This window comes from Pseudomonas yamanorum, assembly GCF_900105735.1.
GTDB classification, from domain to species: domain Bacteria; phylum Pseudomonadota; class Gammaproteobacteria; order Pseudomonadales; family Pseudomonadaceae; genus Aquipseudomonas; species Aquipseudomonas yamanorum.
The window spans coordinates 3,638,208-3,656,449 of the sequence record NZ_LT629793.1; the positions used below are offsets into that span (position 1 = coordinate 3,638,208).

Consider the following 18,242-nt stretch of genomic DNA (forward strand, 5'->3'; position numbering starts at 1 on the left):
CGCCAGCCCCTGACAGGGTTCAGGGTTTGACGCTGACCTTGGAGTAATCCTGGCGCCCGAACGGGCTCACCTGATACCCCTCGACATTTTTGCGCGTCAGCGCAAACGCCGTCGGGTGCGCCAGTGGCAGCCACAACGCCTGTTGCTGGATCTGCGCCTGGGCCTGCTGGTACAGCTTGCTGCGCACGCCTTGTTCGCTGGTGGTCTTGCCAGCGCTGATCAGCTTGTCCAGCGCCGGGTCGCAGTAGCGGGCGAAGTTGGTGCCGGACTTTACGGCCGCGCAGGAGAACTGCGGCGTCAGGAAGTTATCCGGGTCACCGTTATCGCCGGCCCAGCCCATGAACAGCAGGTCGTGCTCGCCGGCCTTGGCGCGGCGGATCAGTTCGCCCCATTCGATCACGCGGATTTCAGCCTGGATGCCGACCTTGGCCAGATCCGCTTGCAGCAGTTGTGCGCCGAGGCTTGGGTTGGGGTTCAGCAGGCTGCCCGAAGGGCGGGTCCAGATGGTGGTCTTGAAGCCATCCTTGAGCCCGGCGCGATCCAGTAGCTGCTTGGCCTTGGCGATGTCCTGCGGATAGCCTGGCAAGTCCTTGGCGTAGCTCCAGGTATTGGGCGGGTACGGGCCGTTGGCGGCTTCAGCGGTGCCTTCGAATACCGCCTTGAGGTAGCTGGCCTTGTCGAAGGCCAGGTTGATTGCCTGGCGAACTTCCGGTTTGTCCAGCGGCGGATGCTGGCTGTTGATGGCGACAAACGCGGTCATGAAGGCCGCTGTTTTTTCGATCTTCAGGTCGGCGTCTTTCTGTGCGGCATCGATATCCAGGGGCTTGGGCGACAAGGCGATCTGGCACTCATCGCGACGCAACCTTTGCAGGCGCACGTTGGCGTCCGGGGTGATCGCAAAGATCAGGTTATCCACCGCAGGCTTGCCGGCGAAGTAGTCCGGGTTGGCCTTGTAGCGAATCGTCGCGTCCTTCTGGAAACGCCCGAAAATAAACGGGCCGGTGCCGATAGGCTGGCTGTTGAGTTTTTCAGGTGTGCCCGCCTTGAGCAGTTTGTCGGCGTATTCTGCCGGGTAGATCGAGGCAAAGCCCATGCTCAACGCGGCGAGGAAGGTTGAATCGGCGTGGTCCAGGGTAAAGCGCACCGTCAGCGGATCGAGGGCGTCGATCTTCTTGATCAATGTGGGCAGTTGCAGCGACTGGGCGTGGGGGAAGCCGCTCTGGGCAATCTTGTGCCACGGGTTGGCCGGGTCGAGCATACGCTCGAAGCTGAAGCGCACGTCTTCGGCGGTCAGGGTACGGCTTGGAGTGAAGTATTCGGTGCGATGGAATTTCACATCCGGATGCAGCTTGAAGGTGTAGGTCAGGCCGTCCGGCGAGACGTCCCAGCTGTCCGCCAGGCTCGGGACCAGCTTGCCGCTGGTAGCGTCGAAGTCCACCAGACGGTTCATCAATACGTCTGCCGAGGCGTTGGTGGTGGTCAGCGAGTTGTATTGCACCACGTCGAAGCCTTCGGGGCTGGCTTCGGTGCAGACACTCAGGGTGGTGGCCGCCTGGGCGTGTGCAGCAATAAAAAGAGGGGCTAGCAATAGCGGTAGGGCAGCGAGGCGCATATTCGGTTTCCTTTGCAGATCGAAGGCCCATCTGCGAGTGCAGTCTGGAAAAGTCCTACCGTAGTGGGCGGATTGACAAATGACTAGCCCATTTTTGCCTGTGCTTTTGCCTCAAATACTGTTTTGATGGCGCCTCAGGTCGTTTTGCCGAGCACTTTGCAGTGCGCGCGGGCGCTGTAAATCATTCTGTGCGACGAGCGGTTAGCTTCTATAGCAGCCCACCCTGGCAACGGTTCAGGCGTCCATGGCCTGGATTTACGCGTATAAAAGTACACGGCCTGTTGTTGCACTGGGGTCTTTCTGGTATAAAGCAGCGCTCTTTTCTAGGGGCCCGGTTCCTTCGCTAGTAGGTGTAGCCGGTAAGACCCTAAAGAAACGCGGCGCCTGGCGCCAAATGACTGAGAGATTAAGCGGCCAACCCATGCCGGGTTGGGCATGTGGTTTTAGAGGGCTGAGGCATGTCGAGAGTCTGTCAAGTTACCGGTAAGGGTCCGGTGACTGGGAATAACATTTCCCACGCAAACAACAAAACCCGTCGTCGTTTCCTGCCAAACCTGCAGCATCACCGCTTTTGGGTTGAAGAAGAGAAACGTTTTGTCCGTCTGCGCGTATCTGCCAAAGGCATGCGTGTTATCGACAAGCGCGGCATCACTGTCGTGCTGGCCGAACTGCGCCGCGACGGCAAAATCTAAGGAGCTAAATCATGCGTGAATTGATTCGAATGATCTCTAGCGCCGGTACTGGTCACTTCTACACTACCGACAAGAACAAGCGTACTACCCCGGACAAGCTCGAAAAGAAAATGTTCGACCCGCGCGTTCGCAAGCACGTGATCTACAAAGAAGGCAAAATCAAGTAATTGGTTTTCTTTCTTGTGAAAAAAAGCCCGTATCTCACGATGCGGGCTTTTTTTTGTGCCTGAAGAATTGATCAGGCCTTTTCTTCGAACACCACGTAGATCTTGCGGCAGGGTTCCAGCACTTCCCAAGTGCCGCTGAAGCCGGCCGGAATGACGAAGCGATCACCGGCCCGCAAGGTCTTGGCGTTGCCGTCGGCGTCGCGCAATACAGAGACGCCCTGCACGATCTCGCAGTACTCATGCTCTGTGTAATTGACCTTCCACTGCCCGACTTCACCTTCCCAGACCCCGGCGCTCATCTGGCCGCACGGACTGTTGTAGTGGTTGTAGACGGTTTGCTCAGGGTCGCCCTTGAGGATTTTCTCCGCGGCCGGACGGTAGCGGTCAGGCTCAGTCCTGGCCTGGCTGAAGTCGACGATATTCTGGATGTTCATGGGCGTGTCCCGTCTGGCCTGCGGTTGGAGAGCTCAAAGTCTATGTTTATTAAAATGAACATCGCAAGGGCGTTTGCTGCCGTTATGTCAAATATATTGAAACATCCATCGTCGCTGGTTTAGGGTGGCAGCTGCCTTGAGCCGAACAGCTGGCTGGCTGGGCAAGCATTCTTCGAAGGCGCCTGGGTACATCGCCCGGCCCTTGTATTCAATAAGAGGAGGACACTCGCATGACCACCCTGACCCGTGCCGACTGGGAACAACGCGCCAAGGATCTGAAGATCGAAGGCCGCGCCTACATCAATGGCGAATACACCGCCGCCGTTTCCGGCGATACGTTCGAATGCCTCAGCCCGGTCGATGGCCGTCTGCTGGCAACGGTTGCCAGCTGTGACGTCGCCGACGCCCAGCGCGCGGTTGAAAACGCCCGCGCCACCTTCAATTCCGGTGCCTGGTCGCGCCTGGCGCCAGCCAAGCGCAAAGCCACCATGATCCGTTTCGCCGGCTTGCTCAAGGCCAACGCCGAAGAGCTGGCACTCCTTGAAACCCTGGATATGGGCAAGCCGATCAGCGACTCCCTGAACATCGACGTCCCGGGCGCGGCGCAAGCCCTGAGCTGGAGCGGCGAGGCCATCGACAAGATCTACGATGAAGTCGCAGCCACTCCCCACGACCAGCTTGGCCTGGTGACCCGTGAGCCCGTCGGCGTTGTCGCGGCCATCGTGCCGTGGAACTTCCCGCTAATGATGGCCTGCTGGAAACTCGGACCGGCGCTGTCCACCGGTAACTCGGTGATCCTCAAGCCGTCTGAAAAGTCGCCGCTGACCGCGATCCGCATCGCCGAGCTGGCGGTTGAAGCCGGTATCCCGAAAGGCGTGTTCAACGTGCTGCCGGGTTATGGCCACACCGTGGGTAACGCCCTGGCGCTGCACATGGACGTCGATACCCTGGTGTTCACCGGTTCCACCAAGATCGCCAAGCAACTGCTGATCCGGTCCGGTGAGTCGAATATGAAGCGCGTCTGGCTGGAAGCTGGCGGCAAGAGCCCGAACATCGTGTTTGCCGATGCCCCGGACCTACAAGCCGCCGCCGAATCCGCGGCCGGCGCCATCGCCTTCAACCAGGGCGAAGTGTGCACCGCCGGTTCGCGCCTGCTGGTGGAGCGTTCGATCAAAGATAAATTCCTGCCGCTGGTGATCGAGGCCCTCAAGGCCTGGAAGCCGGGCAACCCGCTGGACCCGGCCACCACGGTTGGCGCGCTGGTGGATACCCAGCAGATGAACACCGTGCTGTCGTACATCGAAGCCGGGCATGCCGATGGCGCCAAGCTGGTGGCCGGCGGCAAGCGCACGCTGCAGGAAAGCGGTGGCACCTATGTCGAGCCAACGATTTTCGACGGCGTGACCAACGCCATGAAGATCGCCCAGGAAGAAATCTTCGGCCCGGTGCTGTCGGTGATTGCCTTCGACAGCGTGGAAGAAGCCATTGCGATCGCCAACGACACCCAATACGGCCTGGCCGCTGCGGTGTGGACGTCGAACATCTCCAAGGCGCACCTGACCGCCAAGGCACTGCGTGCCGGTAGCGTGTGGGTCAACCAGTACGATGGCGGCGACATGACTGCACCGTTCGGTGGTTTCAAGCAGTCGGGTAACGGCCGCGACAAGTCGCTGCACGCGTTCGACAAGTACACCGAGCTGAAGGCGACCTGGATCAAGTTGTAAGCTTCCAGAAACACCGCCGTAAAAAATGTGGGAGCGGGCTTGCTCGCGAATGAGGTAGCACAGTCGCCGATGTATTGACTGGTACACCGCATTCGCGAGCAAGCTCGCTCCCACACTGTTTTGTGTGATCTCCAAATCATCCACAGGAGCGTGGAAATGCGTTGGGCGACCTATTTCGCCGTGTTGGCGTCGGTCTTGAGCGTGGGCCTGGCCTTGGGCGTGAGCATGCCGCTGGTGTCCCTGCGCCTGGAAAGCTGGGGCTACGGCAGCTTCGCCATCGGCGTGATGGCGGCGATGCCGGCCTTTGGTGTGCTGTTGGGTGCCAAGGTCTCCAGCGGCCTGGCCTCGCGCCTGGGTACGGCGAACCTGATGCGCCTGTGCCTGTGGGCCGGGGCGATTTCCATCGGCTTGCTGGCGGTATTGCCCAGCTACCCGGTATGGCTGGTGCTGCGGCTGATGATCGGGGTGATCCTGACCATCGTGTTTATCCTCGGCGAAAGCTGGATCAACCAACTGGTGATCGAGCGCTGGCGCGGCCGTCTGGTGGCGCTGTACGGCTGTAGCTATGCCTTGAGCCAACTGTCAGGCCCATTGCTGCTGGGCGCGCTGGGTACGGATAACGACATTGGCTTCTGGGTGGGCGTTGGTCTGCTGACGTTCTCGCCGATCCTGCTGCTGGGCCGCACCGGTGCGCCGACTGCCGAGTCCTTCAGCGTGACCTTCGGCGACTTGCTGCGCTTCTGCCAGGGTTTGCCGGCGATTGCCTGGGCGGTGGCGTTATTCGCCGCGTTCGAGGCGATGATTCTGACGCTGTTGCCGGTGTATTGCCTGCAACAGGGCTTCACCGCCGAGATTGCCCTGGCGATGGTGAGTACGGTGGTGGTCGGTGATGCGTTGCTGCAACTGCCGATTGGCGCGCTGGCGGACTACCTGCCTCGACGCACACTGTTTCTCGGCTGCGCGCTGATGCTGCTGGCGACGAGCCTGGCAATTCCGCTGTTGCTGGATACGCTGCTGATCTGGCCGGTGTGGGTGCTGTTCGGGGCCAGCGCCGGTGGGTTGTTCACCTTGTCGCTGATCCTGATTGGCGAGCGCTACCGCGACGACGCACTGGTGCGCGCCAATGCGCATATCGCGCAGCTGTGGGGCATTGGCTGCCTGATCGGCCCACTGGTGGCTGGTGCCGGCAGCCAGTGGATCAGCGGGCATGCGTTGCCGCTGTTGATGGCAGCGGGGGCGCTGGGATTGGTGATTCTGCTGCTTCGCCAAGGTGCATTCGGCGGCGCCCAGCCGGCCTGAACTTGAAATGCGAACAACTGTGGGAGCTGGCTTGCCTGCGATAGCGGAGTGTCAGCTTGCGCATCCTGTGCCTGATACTCCGCAATCGCGGGCAAGCCCGGCTCCCACAGGGCTCTGCGCTGTTCTTAAAGCATGCGTTCCAGCCCGACGGATGTGGCAAACCAGGCATTGAACCGGCGCCACCAACTGCCCGGTTCGCGGGTCAGGGTGTGCAGTTGGCCGTTGTCTTCAGTCACCCACACCACCTGGCCATCCTGTAGTTTCGCCTGATAGCTCAACGGGGGCGCCATGCCCTCCAGTGCCAGGTTGCGCACGTGTTCCGCCAGTTCGGGACTGTCCACCAGCACCCCGACTTCGGTGTTCCACAGCACCGAGCGCGGGTCGAAGTTGAATGAGCCGATAAAGGATTTCTCCCGGTCAAAGATGATCGCCTTGCTGTGCAGGCTGGAATCCGAGCCGTGGAAAGTGCCTTTGCGGAACAGATGAGGGCCGCTGCCGCCGCCGTCTCCCGGCTGGCGGCGCAACTCGTACAGTTTCACTCCGTGCTCCAGCAATGCCTTGCGGTAGGGCGCATAGCCACCGTGGACGGCGGGCACGTCGGTAGCTTCCAGGGAATTGGTCAGCAGGCTCACCGAGACGCCGGCGTCCGCACGACCGGTCAGGTACACCAGGCCAGGCTGGCCCGGCACGAAGTAAGCCGAGATCATCATCAACTCGTGGCTCACCCCTTCCAGCTCAGGTGCCAGCTGGGTGGTCAGCAGCAGCCGTGGATCCGGATCGGCCTTGGCCAGCACCTTGCTCGGCGCATCCCACAGTGCCTGGTTCCAGGCCCAGATGAGTTCGCGGCGCCAGATGTCCATGCGCGGTTGGGTCTTGTAAGTGCGCAGGCGGTTGTACAGGGCATGGTTTTGCTGGCGAGACTCGGCAAGGGATTCTTCCAGGCGTACGCGGGCGCTGGCCAGGTCGCCTTTGGAGGCGCTGCTGACGAAATCGCCAATGGGCTTGCTCAACGCACTGTTCCAGTACTGATCGAAACTGTGGCCCAGTTGTTCGGCCACCGGGCCTACGCTGAGCATGTCGATATCGGTGAAGTTGAGGTTGGGCTCGGCGTCGAAATATTCATCCCCCAGGTTGCGGCCGCCGACGATGGCCACGCTGTTGTCCGCCAGCCACAGCTTGTTATGCATGCGACGGTGTTGCAGCGACAGGTCGAACAGCCGCGCCATGGCCCGGGTCACGCCGGTGCTGCGGCCCAGGTGCAGCGGGTTGAACAGGCGAATCTGGATCTGCGGGTGGGCGGCGAGGGTGGCGATGATCTGGTCCAGGCCGTCGCTGGTGGTGTCGTCCAGCAGGATACGCACGCGCACGCCACGGTCGGCGGCCTTGAGCAGTTCATCCACGAGCATGCGGGTGCTGATGCCGTCGTGGACGATGTAGTACTGCAAGTCGAGGCTGGTCTGGGCGTTGCGGATCAGTTCGGCGCGAGCCATGAAGGCCTCGCTGCTGTTGGGCAGCAGGCGGAAACCGGAGCGGCCTCTGTACGGCGCGGCCTGGGCCTGGATCGAGCGGCCGAAGGACGACTCGCTGGCCGGCAGCGCCTCGCTGGGCGTGCGCGGCTGGTCGATGGTTGCGCAGCCGCCCAGGGCCAGGATGCCCAGCAGGAAAAACGGTAATAGCCGTTGGGTCATCAATGACATGGGTTCCGAGTCAGGGCGATTGTCGGCATATGACGGCTATTTCCCGCAAAAGGTCAGTCCACCGCTTCGGCCAGCAACCTGATGGCGGTTGCGCCGACCTTGCGCACGGCCTCTTCAATCTGCGGCGTCGGTTTGGCAGCGTAGTTCATGCGCAAACAATTCCGGTACTTGCCGGAGGCGGAAAAGATACTTCCCACGGCAATCTGTACACCTTCATCCACTAGCAGCCGGTTGAGCTTCAGGGTGTCGAAGCCTTCCGGCAGCTCCACCCACAGCATGAAACTGCCCTGTGGACGACTGGCGCGGGTGCCGGCCGGGAAATAGCGGCTGACCCAATCGAGCATCAGGTCGCGATTACGCTGGTATTGCGTACGCATCCGCCGCAAATGCGGTTCGAAATGGCCATTTTTCAGAAACTCGGCAATCGCGATCTGCGGCTGGGTCGCGGTGGCGCCGGTGCTGATGTATTTCATGTGCAGGACGCGCTCGAGGTAACGACCGGGTGCTACCCAGCCAATCCGCAGGCCGGGCGCCAGGGTTTTCGAGAAGGAACTGCACAGTACGACGCGGCCATCTTCGTCGAAGGACTTGATAGTGCGTGGACGCGGGTAGCTGTAGGCCAGTTCGCCATACACATCGTCTTCGATGATTGCCACGTCGAAGCGCTGGGCCAGGGTCAGCAGCGCACGTTTACGCGACTCCGGCATGATGTAGCCCAGTGGGTTGTTGCAGTTGGGGGTCAGCTGGATGACTTTGATCGGCCACTGCTCCAGCGCCAGTTCAAGCGCTTCCAGGCTGATACCCGTGAGTGGGTCGGTGGGGATTTCCAAGGCTTTCATGCCCAGGCCTTTCAGGGTCTGCATGGCGCCATGGAAGCTCGGCGAGTCGACGGCAACGATGTCGCCCGGCTCGCAGATGGCGTGGATGCTCGCGGACAGCGCTTCGTGGCAACCGGTGGTGATCACCAGATCCTGGGGCGTCAGTTGGCAGCCTGAATCGAGCATCAGGCGTGCGATCTGTTCGCGCAGCTCCAGGTTGCCGTGGATGGTGTCGTAATACAGCCCTGGCATGTCCTGGCGGCGGCTGATCCGGGCCAGGCTGCGCAACAGGGGTTTCATGGTCGGCGACAATACATCCGGCATGCCCCGACCCAACTGTATGGTGTCTTTGCGTGGCACTGCGCGGATCAGATCCAGCACCTGGTCCCACTGGGAAATCTCCACCGGGCGCTGGGCCGGGCGGCCGACGGCGGGCAGTGCGGGCAAGTCGCGGCCCACGGGTACGAAGTAGCCGGATTTGGGTTTTGGCATCGCCAGGCCGTTGTCTTCCAGCATCCGATAGGCCTGCTGTACGGTGCTCAGGCTTACCCCGTGCTCCACACTCAAGGCCCGCACTGACGGCAATCGATCGCCCGGGCGATAGAAGCCCTGCTCAATGCGCGTGCCCAACAGTTCGGCGAGGTTGACGTATAGGGTCATGGCGATGCTTCCCGGCTACCAGTACAGATAGGCTGAAAATACAGGATTCAGCCGCCAATAGGCAGTATCTGTATGGATTTAATACTGGGTGGTTGAATCTGTCATGGTTTCGCGCACTGGCTCATCCTACGTACTCATGGCAATACGCAAATGAGGGGCAGGAAAAATGAGCGGGTTGAGCGATGTGCGGTTGGCGTTACACGGTCAGGAACTGGAAGCCGGGCAGGAGCGGCGCATGGCGGCGCGGACCACGGCCCCCGCACTCAGCTCATGGGCGTTGTTCTGGCACCGCATGCACACGCGCAAGACCTTGCTGGAGTTGACCCCTGAACAACTGCGTGACGTGGGCCTGAGTGTCGAACAGGCGCGCCAGGAAGGATTAAAACCCTTCTGGCGCGGTTGATTCAGACCAGTTCTTTCAACCGGTGCCAGAGCATTCCCAGCGCCAGCAGCGGCGAGCGCAAATGCTTGCCGCCCGGGAAGGTGATGTGTGGCACCTTCGCAAACAGATCGAACCGCCCGCTTTGCTGGCCGTTGATGGCTTCGCCCAGCAGTCTGCCTGCCAGGTGGGTGGCATTGAGGCCGTGGCCAGCATACGCCTGGGCGAAATACACATTGGGTTGGTCGGCCAGCCGGCCAATCTGCGGCAGGCGGTTGGCGCCGATGCCGATCATGCCGCCCCACTGGTAATCGATTTTCACGTTGGCCAGTTGTGGGAATACCTGCAGCATTTTCGGACGCATGTAGGCGCCGATGTCCTTCGGATCCCGTCCGGAATAATGGCAGGCACCCCCGAACAACAAGCGTCGGTCGGCGGACAGCCGGAAGTAGTCCACCGTCACCCGCTGGTCACACACCGCCATGTTCTGTGGCAGTAGCTCGGCCGCTTGGGCTTCGCTCAACGGCTCGGTGGCGATGATGTAGCTGCCGGCGGGCAGCACTTTGCCGCTCAGGTGCGGGTTGAGGCCGTTCAAATAAGCGTTGCAGCCCAGCACCAGGGTCTTGGCGCGTACATTGCCCTGAGCCGTGTGAACATTGACCTCCGGGCCGTAATCGATGCGCACCGTTTCGGAATGCTCGAACAGCTGGACGCCCAACTGTTGTGCAGCCGCTGCTTCACCGAGGGCCAGGTTCAGCGGGTGCAGGTGGCCGGAGCCCATGTCGATCATGCCGCCCACATAGCGGTTAGAGCCGATCACGCCGGGCATCTCGCTGGCTTGCAGCAGGCGTACTTCATGGCGATAACCGAGGCTTCGCAGTTCTTCGGCGTCGGCGGCCAGGTGTTCCAGGTCGCGGGGTTTGTTGGCCAGGTCGCAGTAGCCCCAGGTCAGGTCGCAGGCGATCTGCGAACGCTCGACCCGTTGGCGCACGATTTCCACGGCTTCCAGGCCCATCAGTTTCATCTGACGCACGCCCTCGGTGCCGATGACGTTGGTGAACTGATCCAGGCCGTGACCGACGCCGCGAATCAGTTGCCCGCCATTGCGCCCGCTGGCGCCCCAGGCGATCTTGCGGGCTTCCAGCAGGACCACGCTGAAACCCCGTTCTGCCAGTTCCAGGGCGGTGTTGAGCCCCGAAAAGCCGCCGCCGACCACGCACACATCGGCCACGATTTCACCTGTCAGCACCGGATAATCAGGCTGCGGGAAACTGCTGGCGGCGTAGTAGGAATTGGCGTGCCGGGCGCTGGCGGTCATGGGGAGCATCCCTGTTTGGAAAATTTGACGCAGGATACAGCGGTCGGGCGAAGCTGTCTCACCGCGGGCTTTTAGGGCAGAATCCACGCCTATTCGCCGTTCGGTCCCTGTGTCGATGAGTTGCAACAGTCAGAAAGTCAACGCGCTGCGCCGGCAGATTCCCTCGTTCGAGTGCGTCCCGGGTTGCCACGACTGCTGCGGGCCGGTGACCACGTCCCCCGAGGAAATGTCGCGCCTGCCGCGCAAGACCGCTGCCGAGCAGGAAGCGGCGATGGATGAACTCAACTGCGTGCACCTCGGCCCCAATGGCTGCACCGTGTACGACGAACGCCCGCTGATTTGCCGGCTGTTCGGCACCACGCCGACCTTGCCATGCCCCAACGACCGCCGCCCGGTGGAGTTGATCCACCCACGGGTGGAAAAGCAGATTCACGCGTACATGGCGTCGACGCGTCAGGTATTGGTCTAGCGGATGTCCCCGATCAACTAGTGTGGGAGCGGGCTTGCTCGCGAATGCGGTGGATCAGTGGATATAGGGTTGGCTGGCATGCCGCCTTCGCGAGCAAGCCCGCTCCCACATTGGCCTGTGGTGCTGTCTTAATCCGGGATCGGCAGGTTCAGGCTCTCTTTCACCTCTTCCATCACGATGTAGCTCTTGGACTCCCTTACGTGGGGCAGCTTGAGCAGGATATCGCCGAGCAATTTGCGGTACGACGCCATCTCCGAGATTCGCGCCTTCACCAGGTAGTCGAAATCCCCCGACACCAGGTGGCACTCCAGCACGTGGGGCAGTTTCAGCACGGCGCGTCGGAATTCTTCAAAGGTGTCGCCGGACTTGTAGTCGAGGCTGATCTCGACAAACACCAGCAGGCTGCCCTTCAAATGCTGCGGATTGAGCCGGGCGTTGTAGCCCATGATGATCCCTTCGCGCTCCAGGCGCCGGACCCGCTCGGTGCATGGCGTGGTCGACAGGCCGACCTTTTCCCCCAGCTCGGTAAACGAAATTCGCCCGTCTGCCTGCAGGATGCGCAGGATGTTGCGGTCGATCTTGTCCAGCTCCCGCTTGGTTTGAGTGTTGGTCCGCATAGGGGATGCTCCTCCGTGAAAAGGGTTTTTGCCGAGAATTGTCGCCAAATATAGGCAGTTATATAGTGAAATACACTGGTGATTGCTTTTTATACTGCCCACATCTTTGTGCTGAACAACAAACGTCAGCGGTCAAGCCGTGATGAGGGAATAAAAATGCGCGTTCTGGTCTTGGGTAGCGGTGTCATTGGCGTGGCCAGTGCCTACTATTTGGCACGAGCTGGTTTTGAAGTGGTCGTGGTCGACCGTCAGCCGGCTGTAGCCATGGAGACCAGTTTCGCCAACGCCGGGCAGATCTCGCCGGGCTACGCCTCGCCATGGGCTGCGCCGGGTGTGCCGCTCAAGGCCATCAAATGGCTGCTGGAGCGCCACGCACCCCTGGCGATCAAGGCCACCGCCGATATCGATCAGTACCTGTGGATGGCGCAGATGCTGCGCAACTGCACCGCCAGCCGTTATGCGGTGAACAAGGAGCGCATGGTGCGCCTGTCCGAGTACAGCCGCGACTGCATCGATGAGCTGCGCGCCGAGACGGGCATTGCCTACGAAGGCCGCACCTTGGGGACCACGCAGTTGTTCCGTACCCAGGCCCAGCTGGACGGTGCCGCCAAGGACATCGCCGTGTTGAAAGAGTCTGGCGTGCCTTACGAGCTACTGGACCGCGCCGGCATTGCCCGGGTTGAACCAGCCCTGGCCAGCGTCACCGATATCCTCGCCGGTGCCCTGCGCCTGCCGAACGACCAGACCGGCGACTGTCAGATGTTTACTACCCGCCTTGCCGACATGTGCAAGCAACTGGGTGTCGAATTCCGCTTCGAGCAAGATATCCAGCGCCTGGACTACGCCGGTGACCGGATCAACGGTGTGTGGATCGACGGCAAGCTGGAAACCGCCGACCGCTACGTGCTGGCCCTCGGCAGCTACTCGCCGAAACTGCTCAAGCCACTGGGAATCAAGGCGCCGGTGTACCCGCTCAAGGGCTACTCGATGACCGTGCCGATCACCAACGCGGCGATGGCCCCGACTTCGACCATTCTCGATGAGACCTACAAGGTCGCGATCACCCGTTTCGACAACCGTATCCGCGTCGGTGGCATGGCTGAAATAGCCGGTTTTGACCTGTCGCTGAACCCGCGCCGGCGGGAAACCCTGGAGATGATCGTCAACGACCTTTATCCTCAGGGCGGCGATTTGAGCCAGGCCAGTTTCTGGACCGGCCTGCGCCCGACCACGCCAGACGGCACGCCGATTGTCGGTGCCACCCCGTTCAAGAACCTGTTCCTGAACACCGGCCACGGCACCCTCGGTTGGACCATGGCTTGTGGCTCTGGTCGCTTGCTGGCCGATTTGATGGCGAAGAAAACCCCGCAAATCAGTGCCGAAGGTCTTGATATTTCCCGTTATGGCAACCACCAGGAGTCCGCAAAACATGTCAATCCAGCGCCAGCTCACCAATGAGCGCATGAGCCAGATCGTTGTTCACAGCGGTACCGTGTATCTGGCAGGTCAGGTCGGCGACGACATGAGTGCCGGGATTGAACAGCAGACCCGCGAAACCCTCGTCAATATCGAGCGTTTGCTGGACCTGGCCGGTACCGACAAGACCAAGCTGCTGTCGGTGACCATCTACCTGAAAGACATCGACGCCGATTTCGCCGGGATGAACGCGGTATGGGACAAGTGGTTGCCAAAAGGCGTCGCGCCGGCCCGTGCCACGGTTGAAGCGAAACTCTGCGAACCGGAAATCCTGGTGGAGCTGTCGGTTGTGGCCGCTCTGCCTTAAGCAAAACTCCTCTCCCGGTTCCCGCGCAGTCAGTGGGTGCCGGTTTTTTCTTCTCACTGCCGCCTAGAAGCCTGCCGCCATGCGTCCTGCCCGTGCCCTGATCGACCTCCAAGCCCTGCGCCACAATTATCAACTGGCCCGTGAAGTCACGGGTGGGGCCAAGGCCCTCGCCGTGATCAAGGCCGATGCCTACGGCCATGGTGCCGTGCGCGTTGCTCAGGCGCTGGAAGCCGAGGCGGACGGGTTTGCCGTCGCCTGCATCGAGGAAGCGCTGGAACTGCGGGCCGCCGGCATTCACGGGCCGGTGCTGTTGCTGGAAGGTTTTTTCGAAGCCGACGAGCTGCCGCTGATCATCGAGCATGATTTCTGGTGCGTGGTGCATTCGCTGTGGCAGCTGGATGCAATTGAACAGGCGCAGCTCAGCAAGCCGCTGACCGTTTGGCTCAAGCTTGATTCGGGCATGCACCGTGTCGGCTTGCACCCCAAGGATTATCACGACGCTTACCAGCGCCTGCTGGCCAGCGGCAAAGTCGCGAAGATCGTGCTGATGAGCCACTTCGCCCGTGCCGATGAGCTCGACAGCACCAGCAGCGAAGAGCAAGTCGCGGTGTTTGAAGCGGCGCGCCAGGGCTTGTCGGCCCAGGTCAGCCTGCGCAATTCGCCGTCGGTGCTGGGCTGGCCGAACGTGTCCAGTGACTGGGTACGCCCGGGTATCATGCTTTACGGCGCCACGCCGTTTGGCGAGGACCAGGCCATCGCCGCGCGCTTGCAGCCGGTGATGACCCTTGAGTCGAAAGTCATCTGCGTACGTGAACTGCCGGCCGGCGAGCCGGTGGGCTACGGCGCCAAGTTCATCACCCCGAAACCGATGCGCGTCGGCGTGGTTGCCATGGGTTATGCCGACGGCTACCCGCGCCACGCGCCCACCGGCACCCCAGTGCTGGTGGCCGGCCAGCGCAGTCAACTGCTGGGCCGTGTGTCGATGGACATGCTGTGTATCGACCTGACCGACGTACCTCAGGCCGGGCTCGGCTCCACCGTCGAGTTGTGGGGCAAAAACATCCTCGCCAGTGACGTTGCCACCGCCGCCGACACCATTCCGTACCAGATCTTCTGCAACCTGCGCCGGGTGCCACGGCTCTATTCCGGCGCTTGAGCGGCACCCACGAATGGCGGATCCCGGGATTTAGGCCAAAGTGTTGTAAATACTGAACGCTGTCGCCATGATAACGCTCAATTACAACAACGCCTGAATCCTAGGAGGCTCCTGCATTGGACGTCGGCGAACGACTGCAATCCATCCGTAAACTGAAAGGTCTTTCCCAGCGTGAGCTAGCCAAGCGCGCGGGCGTCACCAACAGCACCATTTCGATGATCGAAAAAAACAGTGTCAGCCCCTCCATCAGCTCCTTGCGCAAGGTGCTGGGCGGCATTCCCATGTCGATGGTGGAGTTCTTTTCCGAGGAGATCCTCCAGGAAAAACCGACCCAGATCGTCTATAAAGCCAATGAGCTGATCGATATCTCCGACGGCGCCGTCACCATGAAACTGGTGGGCCGCGCGCATCCGAGCCGGGCGATTGCGTTCCTCAACGAGATCTACCCGCCAGGTGCTGATACCGGCGAAGAGATGCTCACCCATGAGGGCGAGGAAACCGGGATTCTGGTGGAAGGCCGCCTGGAGCTGGTAGTCGGTCTTGAAACTTTTGTGCTCGAAGCCGGCGATAGCTACTACTTTGAAAGCACTAAGCCGCACCGTTTTCGTAATCCGTTCGAAGTGCCGGCGCGACTAATCAGCGCAGCCACACCCGCGAACTTTTAAGAAAAGAGGCGTCCTGCCTATGTCGCAGAGACTCCCATAGCAGCATTCCGCCCTGCTGAATCTCCCCTTGGTTAATAGGGTTGTTTCGGCGCGGCGGGCTAACCGTTATACTTTCGCCGCCTGCGAAACCGTGGCCGCAGGCGTGAATAGCCACCATTGAGGGTGAACGCGTGAACCTAATTATGAAAATGCTGGCTGCACCAGCAACCGTACTGGCCCTATGGGCTGTCAGCGCTCAAGCTGCGACCAATGATGAAATTGCCAAACGCCTGGAGCCTGTCGGCCAGGTGTGCGTCCAGGGGCAAGAGTGCAAGGGGATGGAAGTGGCAGTGGCTGCGGGCGGCGGCGGTGGCGCGAAATCGCCGGATGACGTGATCGCCAAGCACTGCAACGCTTGCCACGGTACCGGTCTGTTGGGCGCCCCGAAAATTGGTGACACCGCCGCCTGGAAAGACCGCGCGGACCACCAGGGTGGCCTCGACGGCCTGCTGGCCAAGGCCATCACCGGCCTGAATGCAATGCCACCCAAAGGCACCTGCGCCGACTGCTCGGATGCCGAGCTTAAAGGCGCGATCGAGAAGATGTCGGGTCTTAAATAAACCGATCTTCGCCAAAAAAGCCGCTGACCAGCGGCTTTTTTGTGCCCGCGATTTGCCTTTTTAGGCTGTTCTTTGCAGCAAAGACCCGGCAAGCTCGGTCCAACCCCAATTCATGGAATGTTCGGGAGAAGTCGGATGGTGCAGTTGTGTTCAATCGAGCAAGCGGTCGACGACGTACTGGCACGGCTGCCGGCGCATATTCACATGGGAATGCCCCTGGGCCTGGGCAAACCCAACCTGTTCGTCAACGCGCTGTACCGGCGTGTCGCCAAGCTGCCGGATCGGGCGCTGACCATTTACACCGCCCTGGTCCTGGGCCGCCCCACCTTGGGCGATGGCTTGCAGAAGCGCTTCCTCGAACCTTTTATCGAACGGGTTTTCGGCGACTATCCCGAGCTGGATTTCCTCGCCGCCCTGCACAAGGACAATCTGCCGGCCAACATTCACGTGCAGCAGTTCTTCATGCAGCCCGGCAGTTTGTTGCACAGCGCCTCGGCTCAGCAGGATTACGTCAGCAGCAACTACAGCCACGCCGCCCGTGATATCAACGCCGCCGGCCTGAACCTCGTTGCGCAGCTGGTGGCCAGCAGCGCCGAACACCCGGATCGCCTGAGCCTGAGCTGCAACCCCGACATCACACTCGACCTGTTGCCGATGATCGCCAAGCGCCGCGAGGCCGGTGAAACCATCCTGGTGGTGGGCCAGGTTCACAGTGATTTGCCCTACATGCCCGGCGACGCCGAACTGGGCATGGACGAATTCGACTTCCTGATCGACGAGAAGGACAGCACCACGCTGTTCTCCACGCCGAACATGCCTGTAGGTTTCCAGGACCACTTTATCGGTTTGCACGCCAGCACCCTGGTGCGCGACGGCGGCACCCTGCAGATCGGCATCGGCTCCATGGGCGACGCACTGACCGCCGCCTTGCTGGCGCGTCAGGCGGACAACGAGGCGTATCGCCTGTTGCTCACCGACCTGGATGTGTACCAATGGGCGCCGCTGATCAGCCATGAAGGTGGCGTCGCACCCTTCGCCCGTGGCCTGTACGGTTGCAGCGAAATGTTCGTCAACGGCCTGCTGGTGCTGGCCGACGCCGGGATTGTGCGGCGCAAGGTGTACCCGGACGTGGCGACTCAGGAGCGGGCTAACGCCGGCACCCTGGACGAAGCCGCGCAGACCGACGGCATTTCGGTGCACGGCGGCTTCTTCCTCGGCCCGCAAAGTTTCTACGAGCGCCTGCGGGATTTGCCCCAGAGCAAGCGTCTGGAATTCAACATGACCCGCATCAGCTACATCAACGAGCTGTACGGGCAGGAAGAACTCAAGCGTTTGCAGCGCCTGGATGCGCGGTTTATCAACAGTGCATTTACGGTGACGCTGCTGGGCGCGGGCGTGGCCGACCAGTTGGAAGACGGCCGGGTGCTCAGCGGCGTTGGCGGGCAATACAACTTTGTCGCCCAGGGCCATGCGCTGGAAGGCGCGCGCTCGATCCTGATCCTGCGCAGCTGGCGCGAATCGGGGGGCGAGGTCAGTTCCAATATCGTCTGGGAATACGGCCACTGCACCATTCCCCGGCACCTGCGGGACATCGTCATCACCGAATACGGGATCGCGGATTTGCGTGGGCAGACCGATGCCAAGGTAATCGAGGCGCTGCTGAATATCACCGACTCACGGTTCCAGGAAGACTTGATCGAACAGGCGCAGAAGGCCGGGAAGTTGCCGAAGGATTTCCAGCTGGATCCGCGGTTTGCCGACAACACGCCGGAGCGTCTGCAGGCGATTCAGGCGCGGCATCCACGGTTGTTCCCGGAGTATCCGTTGGGCTGTGATTTCACCGATGAAGAGCGGGATTTGCTGCGGGCGTTGAACTGGCTCAAGAGCAAATTCAAGCTGACGGAGATTGTGGAACTGGGCAAGGCGGCGCTGGATGCACCGGAGCCGGAGGCGTTTCCCGAGCATTTGGTGCGGATGGGGTTGGATAAGCCGGAGGGGTTGAAAGAGGACCTGTACCAGCGGCTGCTGCTAGCGGGCCTACAAGCCACCGCGCACTAACAAACACCACAAATCAAATGTGGGAGCTGGCTTGCCTGCGATGAGGGCCTGACAGTCGACATCTCTGTCGACTGACACTCCGCTATCGCAGGCAA

The 18,242-nt window shown here is 61.2% G+C and carries 18 protein-coding genes; 12 read left to right on the top strand and 6 right to left on the bottom strand.

What is annotated here, in order from left to right; all coding sequences use genetic code 11:
• Positions 1–19: 19 nt before the first annotated feature.
• Positions 20–1,612, bottom strand: coding sequence for an ABC transporter substrate-binding protein (locus BLU46_RS17055; protein ID WP_063033851.1), 1,593 nt, complete (start codon positions 1,610–1,612; stop codon positions 20–22).
• 458 nt (positions 1,613–2,070) lie between these two features.
• Between BLU46_RS17055 and rpmB the strand changes: the two genes are divergently transcribed.
• Together rpmB and rpmG are read left to right on the top strand one after the other, a co-directional pair.
• Positions 2,071–2,304: a 50S ribosomal protein L28 gene (gene rpmB / locus BLU46_RS17060; protein ID WP_003213263.1), complete on the top strand. Its 234-nt coding sequence runs from the start codon at positions 2,071–2,073 to the stop codon at positions 2,302–2,304.
• Between the two features lie 11 nt (positions 2,305–2,315).
• The gene (rpmG, locus tag BLU46_RS17065; protein WP_003176906.1) at positions 2,316–2,471 is read left to right on the top strand and encodes a 50S ribosomal protein L33; all 156 of its coding nucleotides are present in this window, start codon (positions 2,316–2,318) and stop codon (positions 2,469–2,471) included.
• 71 nt (positions 2,472–2,542) lie between these two features.
• Here the strand turns inward: rpmG and BLU46_RS17070 are convergent, their stop codons facing one another.
• Positions 2,543–2,905 (bottom strand): cupin domain-containing protein, encoded by a 363-nt coding sequence (locus BLU46_RS17070; protein WP_003213261.1) that lies wholly within the window; start codon positions 2,903–2,905, stop codon positions 2,543–2,545.
• A gap of 230 nt (positions 2,906–3,135) precedes the next feature.
• Between BLU46_RS17070 and BLU46_RS17075 the strand changes: the two genes are divergently transcribed.
• Positions 3,136–4,629: an aldehyde dehydrogenase gene (locus BLU46_RS17075; protein WP_017476698.1), complete on the top strand. Its 1,494-nt coding sequence runs from the start codon at positions 3,136–3,138 to the stop codon at positions 4,627–4,629.
• A gap of 156 nt (positions 4,630–4,785) precedes the next feature.
• The gene (locus tag BLU46_RS17080) at positions 4,786–5,928 is read left to right on the top strand and encodes an MFS transporter (RefSeq protein WP_093203702.1); all 1,143 of its coding nucleotides are present in this window, start codon (positions 4,786–4,788) and stop codon (positions 5,926–5,928) included.
• A gap of 125 nt (positions 5,929–6,053) precedes the next feature.
• Here the strand turns inward: BLU46_RS17080 and BLU46_RS17085 are convergent, their stop codons facing one another.
• Positions 6,054–7,616 (bottom strand): phospholipase D family protein, encoded by a 1,563-nt coding sequence (locus tag BLU46_RS17085; protein ID WP_063033853.1) that lies wholly within the window; start codon positions 7,614–7,616, stop codon positions 6,054–6,056.
• A 62-nt stretch (positions 7,617–7,678) separates the two neighbouring features.
• Positions 7,679–9,103, bottom strand: coding sequence for an aminotransferase-like domain-containing protein (locus BLU46_RS17090; RefSeq protein ID WP_093203706.1), 1,425 nt, complete (start codon positions 9,101–9,103; stop codon positions 7,679–7,681).
• Between the two features lie 166 nt (positions 9,104–9,269).
• On the opposite strand from BLU46_RS17090, the gene BLU46_RS17095 reads away from it, so the two are divergent.
• Positions 9,270–9,506 (top strand): DUF1127 domain-containing protein, encoded by a 237-nt coding sequence (locus tag BLU46_RS17095; RefSeq protein ID WP_093203711.1) that lies wholly within the window; start codon positions 9,270–9,272, stop codon positions 9,504–9,506.
• A 1-nt stretch (position 9,507) separates the two neighbouring features.
• Here the strand turns inward: BLU46_RS17095 and BLU46_RS17100 are convergent, their stop codons facing one another.
• Complete coding sequence (locus tag BLU46_RS17100; RefSeq protein ID WP_093203716.1) at positions 9,508–10,800, bottom strand: NAD(P)/FAD-dependent oxidoreductase; 1,293 nt, start codon at positions 10,798–10,800, stop codon at positions 9,508–9,510.
• A 115-nt stretch (positions 10,801–10,915) separates the two neighbouring features.
• Here BLU46_RS17100 and BLU46_RS17105 point away from each other — a divergent pair, with 115 nt between their 5' ends.
• The gene (locus BLU46_RS17105; protein ID WP_003208747.1) at positions 10,916–11,269 is read left to right on the top strand and encodes a YkgJ family cysteine cluster protein; all 354 of its coding nucleotides are present in this window, start codon (positions 10,916–10,918) and stop codon (positions 11,267–11,269) included.
• A 128-nt stretch (positions 11,270–11,397) separates the two neighbouring features.
• On the opposite strand, the gene BLU46_RS17110 is transcribed toward BLU46_RS17105, so the two are convergent.
• The gene (locus BLU46_RS17110) at positions 11,398–11,886 is read right to left on the bottom strand and encodes an Lrp/AsnC ligand binding domain-containing protein (protein WP_003206849.1); all 489 of its coding nucleotides are present in this window, start codon (positions 11,884–11,886) and stop codon (positions 11,398–11,400) included.
• 156 nt (positions 11,887–12,042) lie between these two features.
• Here BLU46_RS17110 and dadA point away from each other — a divergent pair, with 156 nt between their 5' ends.
• From dadA to BLU46_RS17140, 6 genes are all read left to right on the top strand, one after another.
• Positions 12,043–13,344: a D-amino acid dehydrogenase gene (gene dadA, locus BLU46_RS17115; protein WP_063033857.1), complete on the top strand. Its 1,302-nt coding sequence runs from the start codon at positions 12,043–12,045 to the stop codon at positions 13,342–13,344.
• Positions 13,316–13,669 (top strand): RidA family protein, encoded by a 354-nt coding sequence (locus BLU46_RS17120; protein WP_003208752.1) that lies wholly within the window; start codon positions 13,316–13,318, stop codon positions 13,667–13,669. Before dadA ends, BLU46_RS17120 begins: the two co-directional genes overlap by 29 nt.
• A gap of 79 nt (positions 13,670–13,748) precedes the next feature.
• The gene (alr, locus tag BLU46_RS17125) at positions 13,749–14,825 is read left to right on the top strand and encodes an alanine racemase (protein ID WP_093203721.1); all 1,077 of its coding nucleotides are present in this window, start codon (positions 13,749–13,751) and stop codon (positions 14,823–14,825) included.
• A 116-nt stretch (positions 14,826–14,941) separates the two neighbouring features.
• Positions 14,942–15,490, top strand: coding sequence for a cupin domain-containing protein (locus BLU46_RS17130; RefSeq protein WP_003208755.1), 549 nt, complete (start codon positions 14,942–14,944; stop codon positions 15,488–15,490).
• A 182-nt stretch (positions 15,491–15,672) separates the two neighbouring features.
• The gene (locus BLU46_RS17135) at positions 15,673–16,089 is read left to right on the top strand and encodes a c-type cytochrome (RefSeq protein WP_003208757.1); all 417 of its coding nucleotides are present in this window, start codon (positions 15,673–15,675) and stop codon (positions 16,087–16,089) included.
• Positions 16,090–16,224: 135 nt separating this feature from the next.
• Complete coding sequence (locus BLU46_RS17140; protein ID WP_093203726.1) at positions 16,225–18,147, top strand: acetyl-CoA hydrolase/transferase C-terminal domain-containing protein; 1,923 nt, start codon at positions 16,225–16,227, stop codon at positions 18,145–18,147.
• Positions 18,148–18,242: the final 95 nt, after the last annotated feature.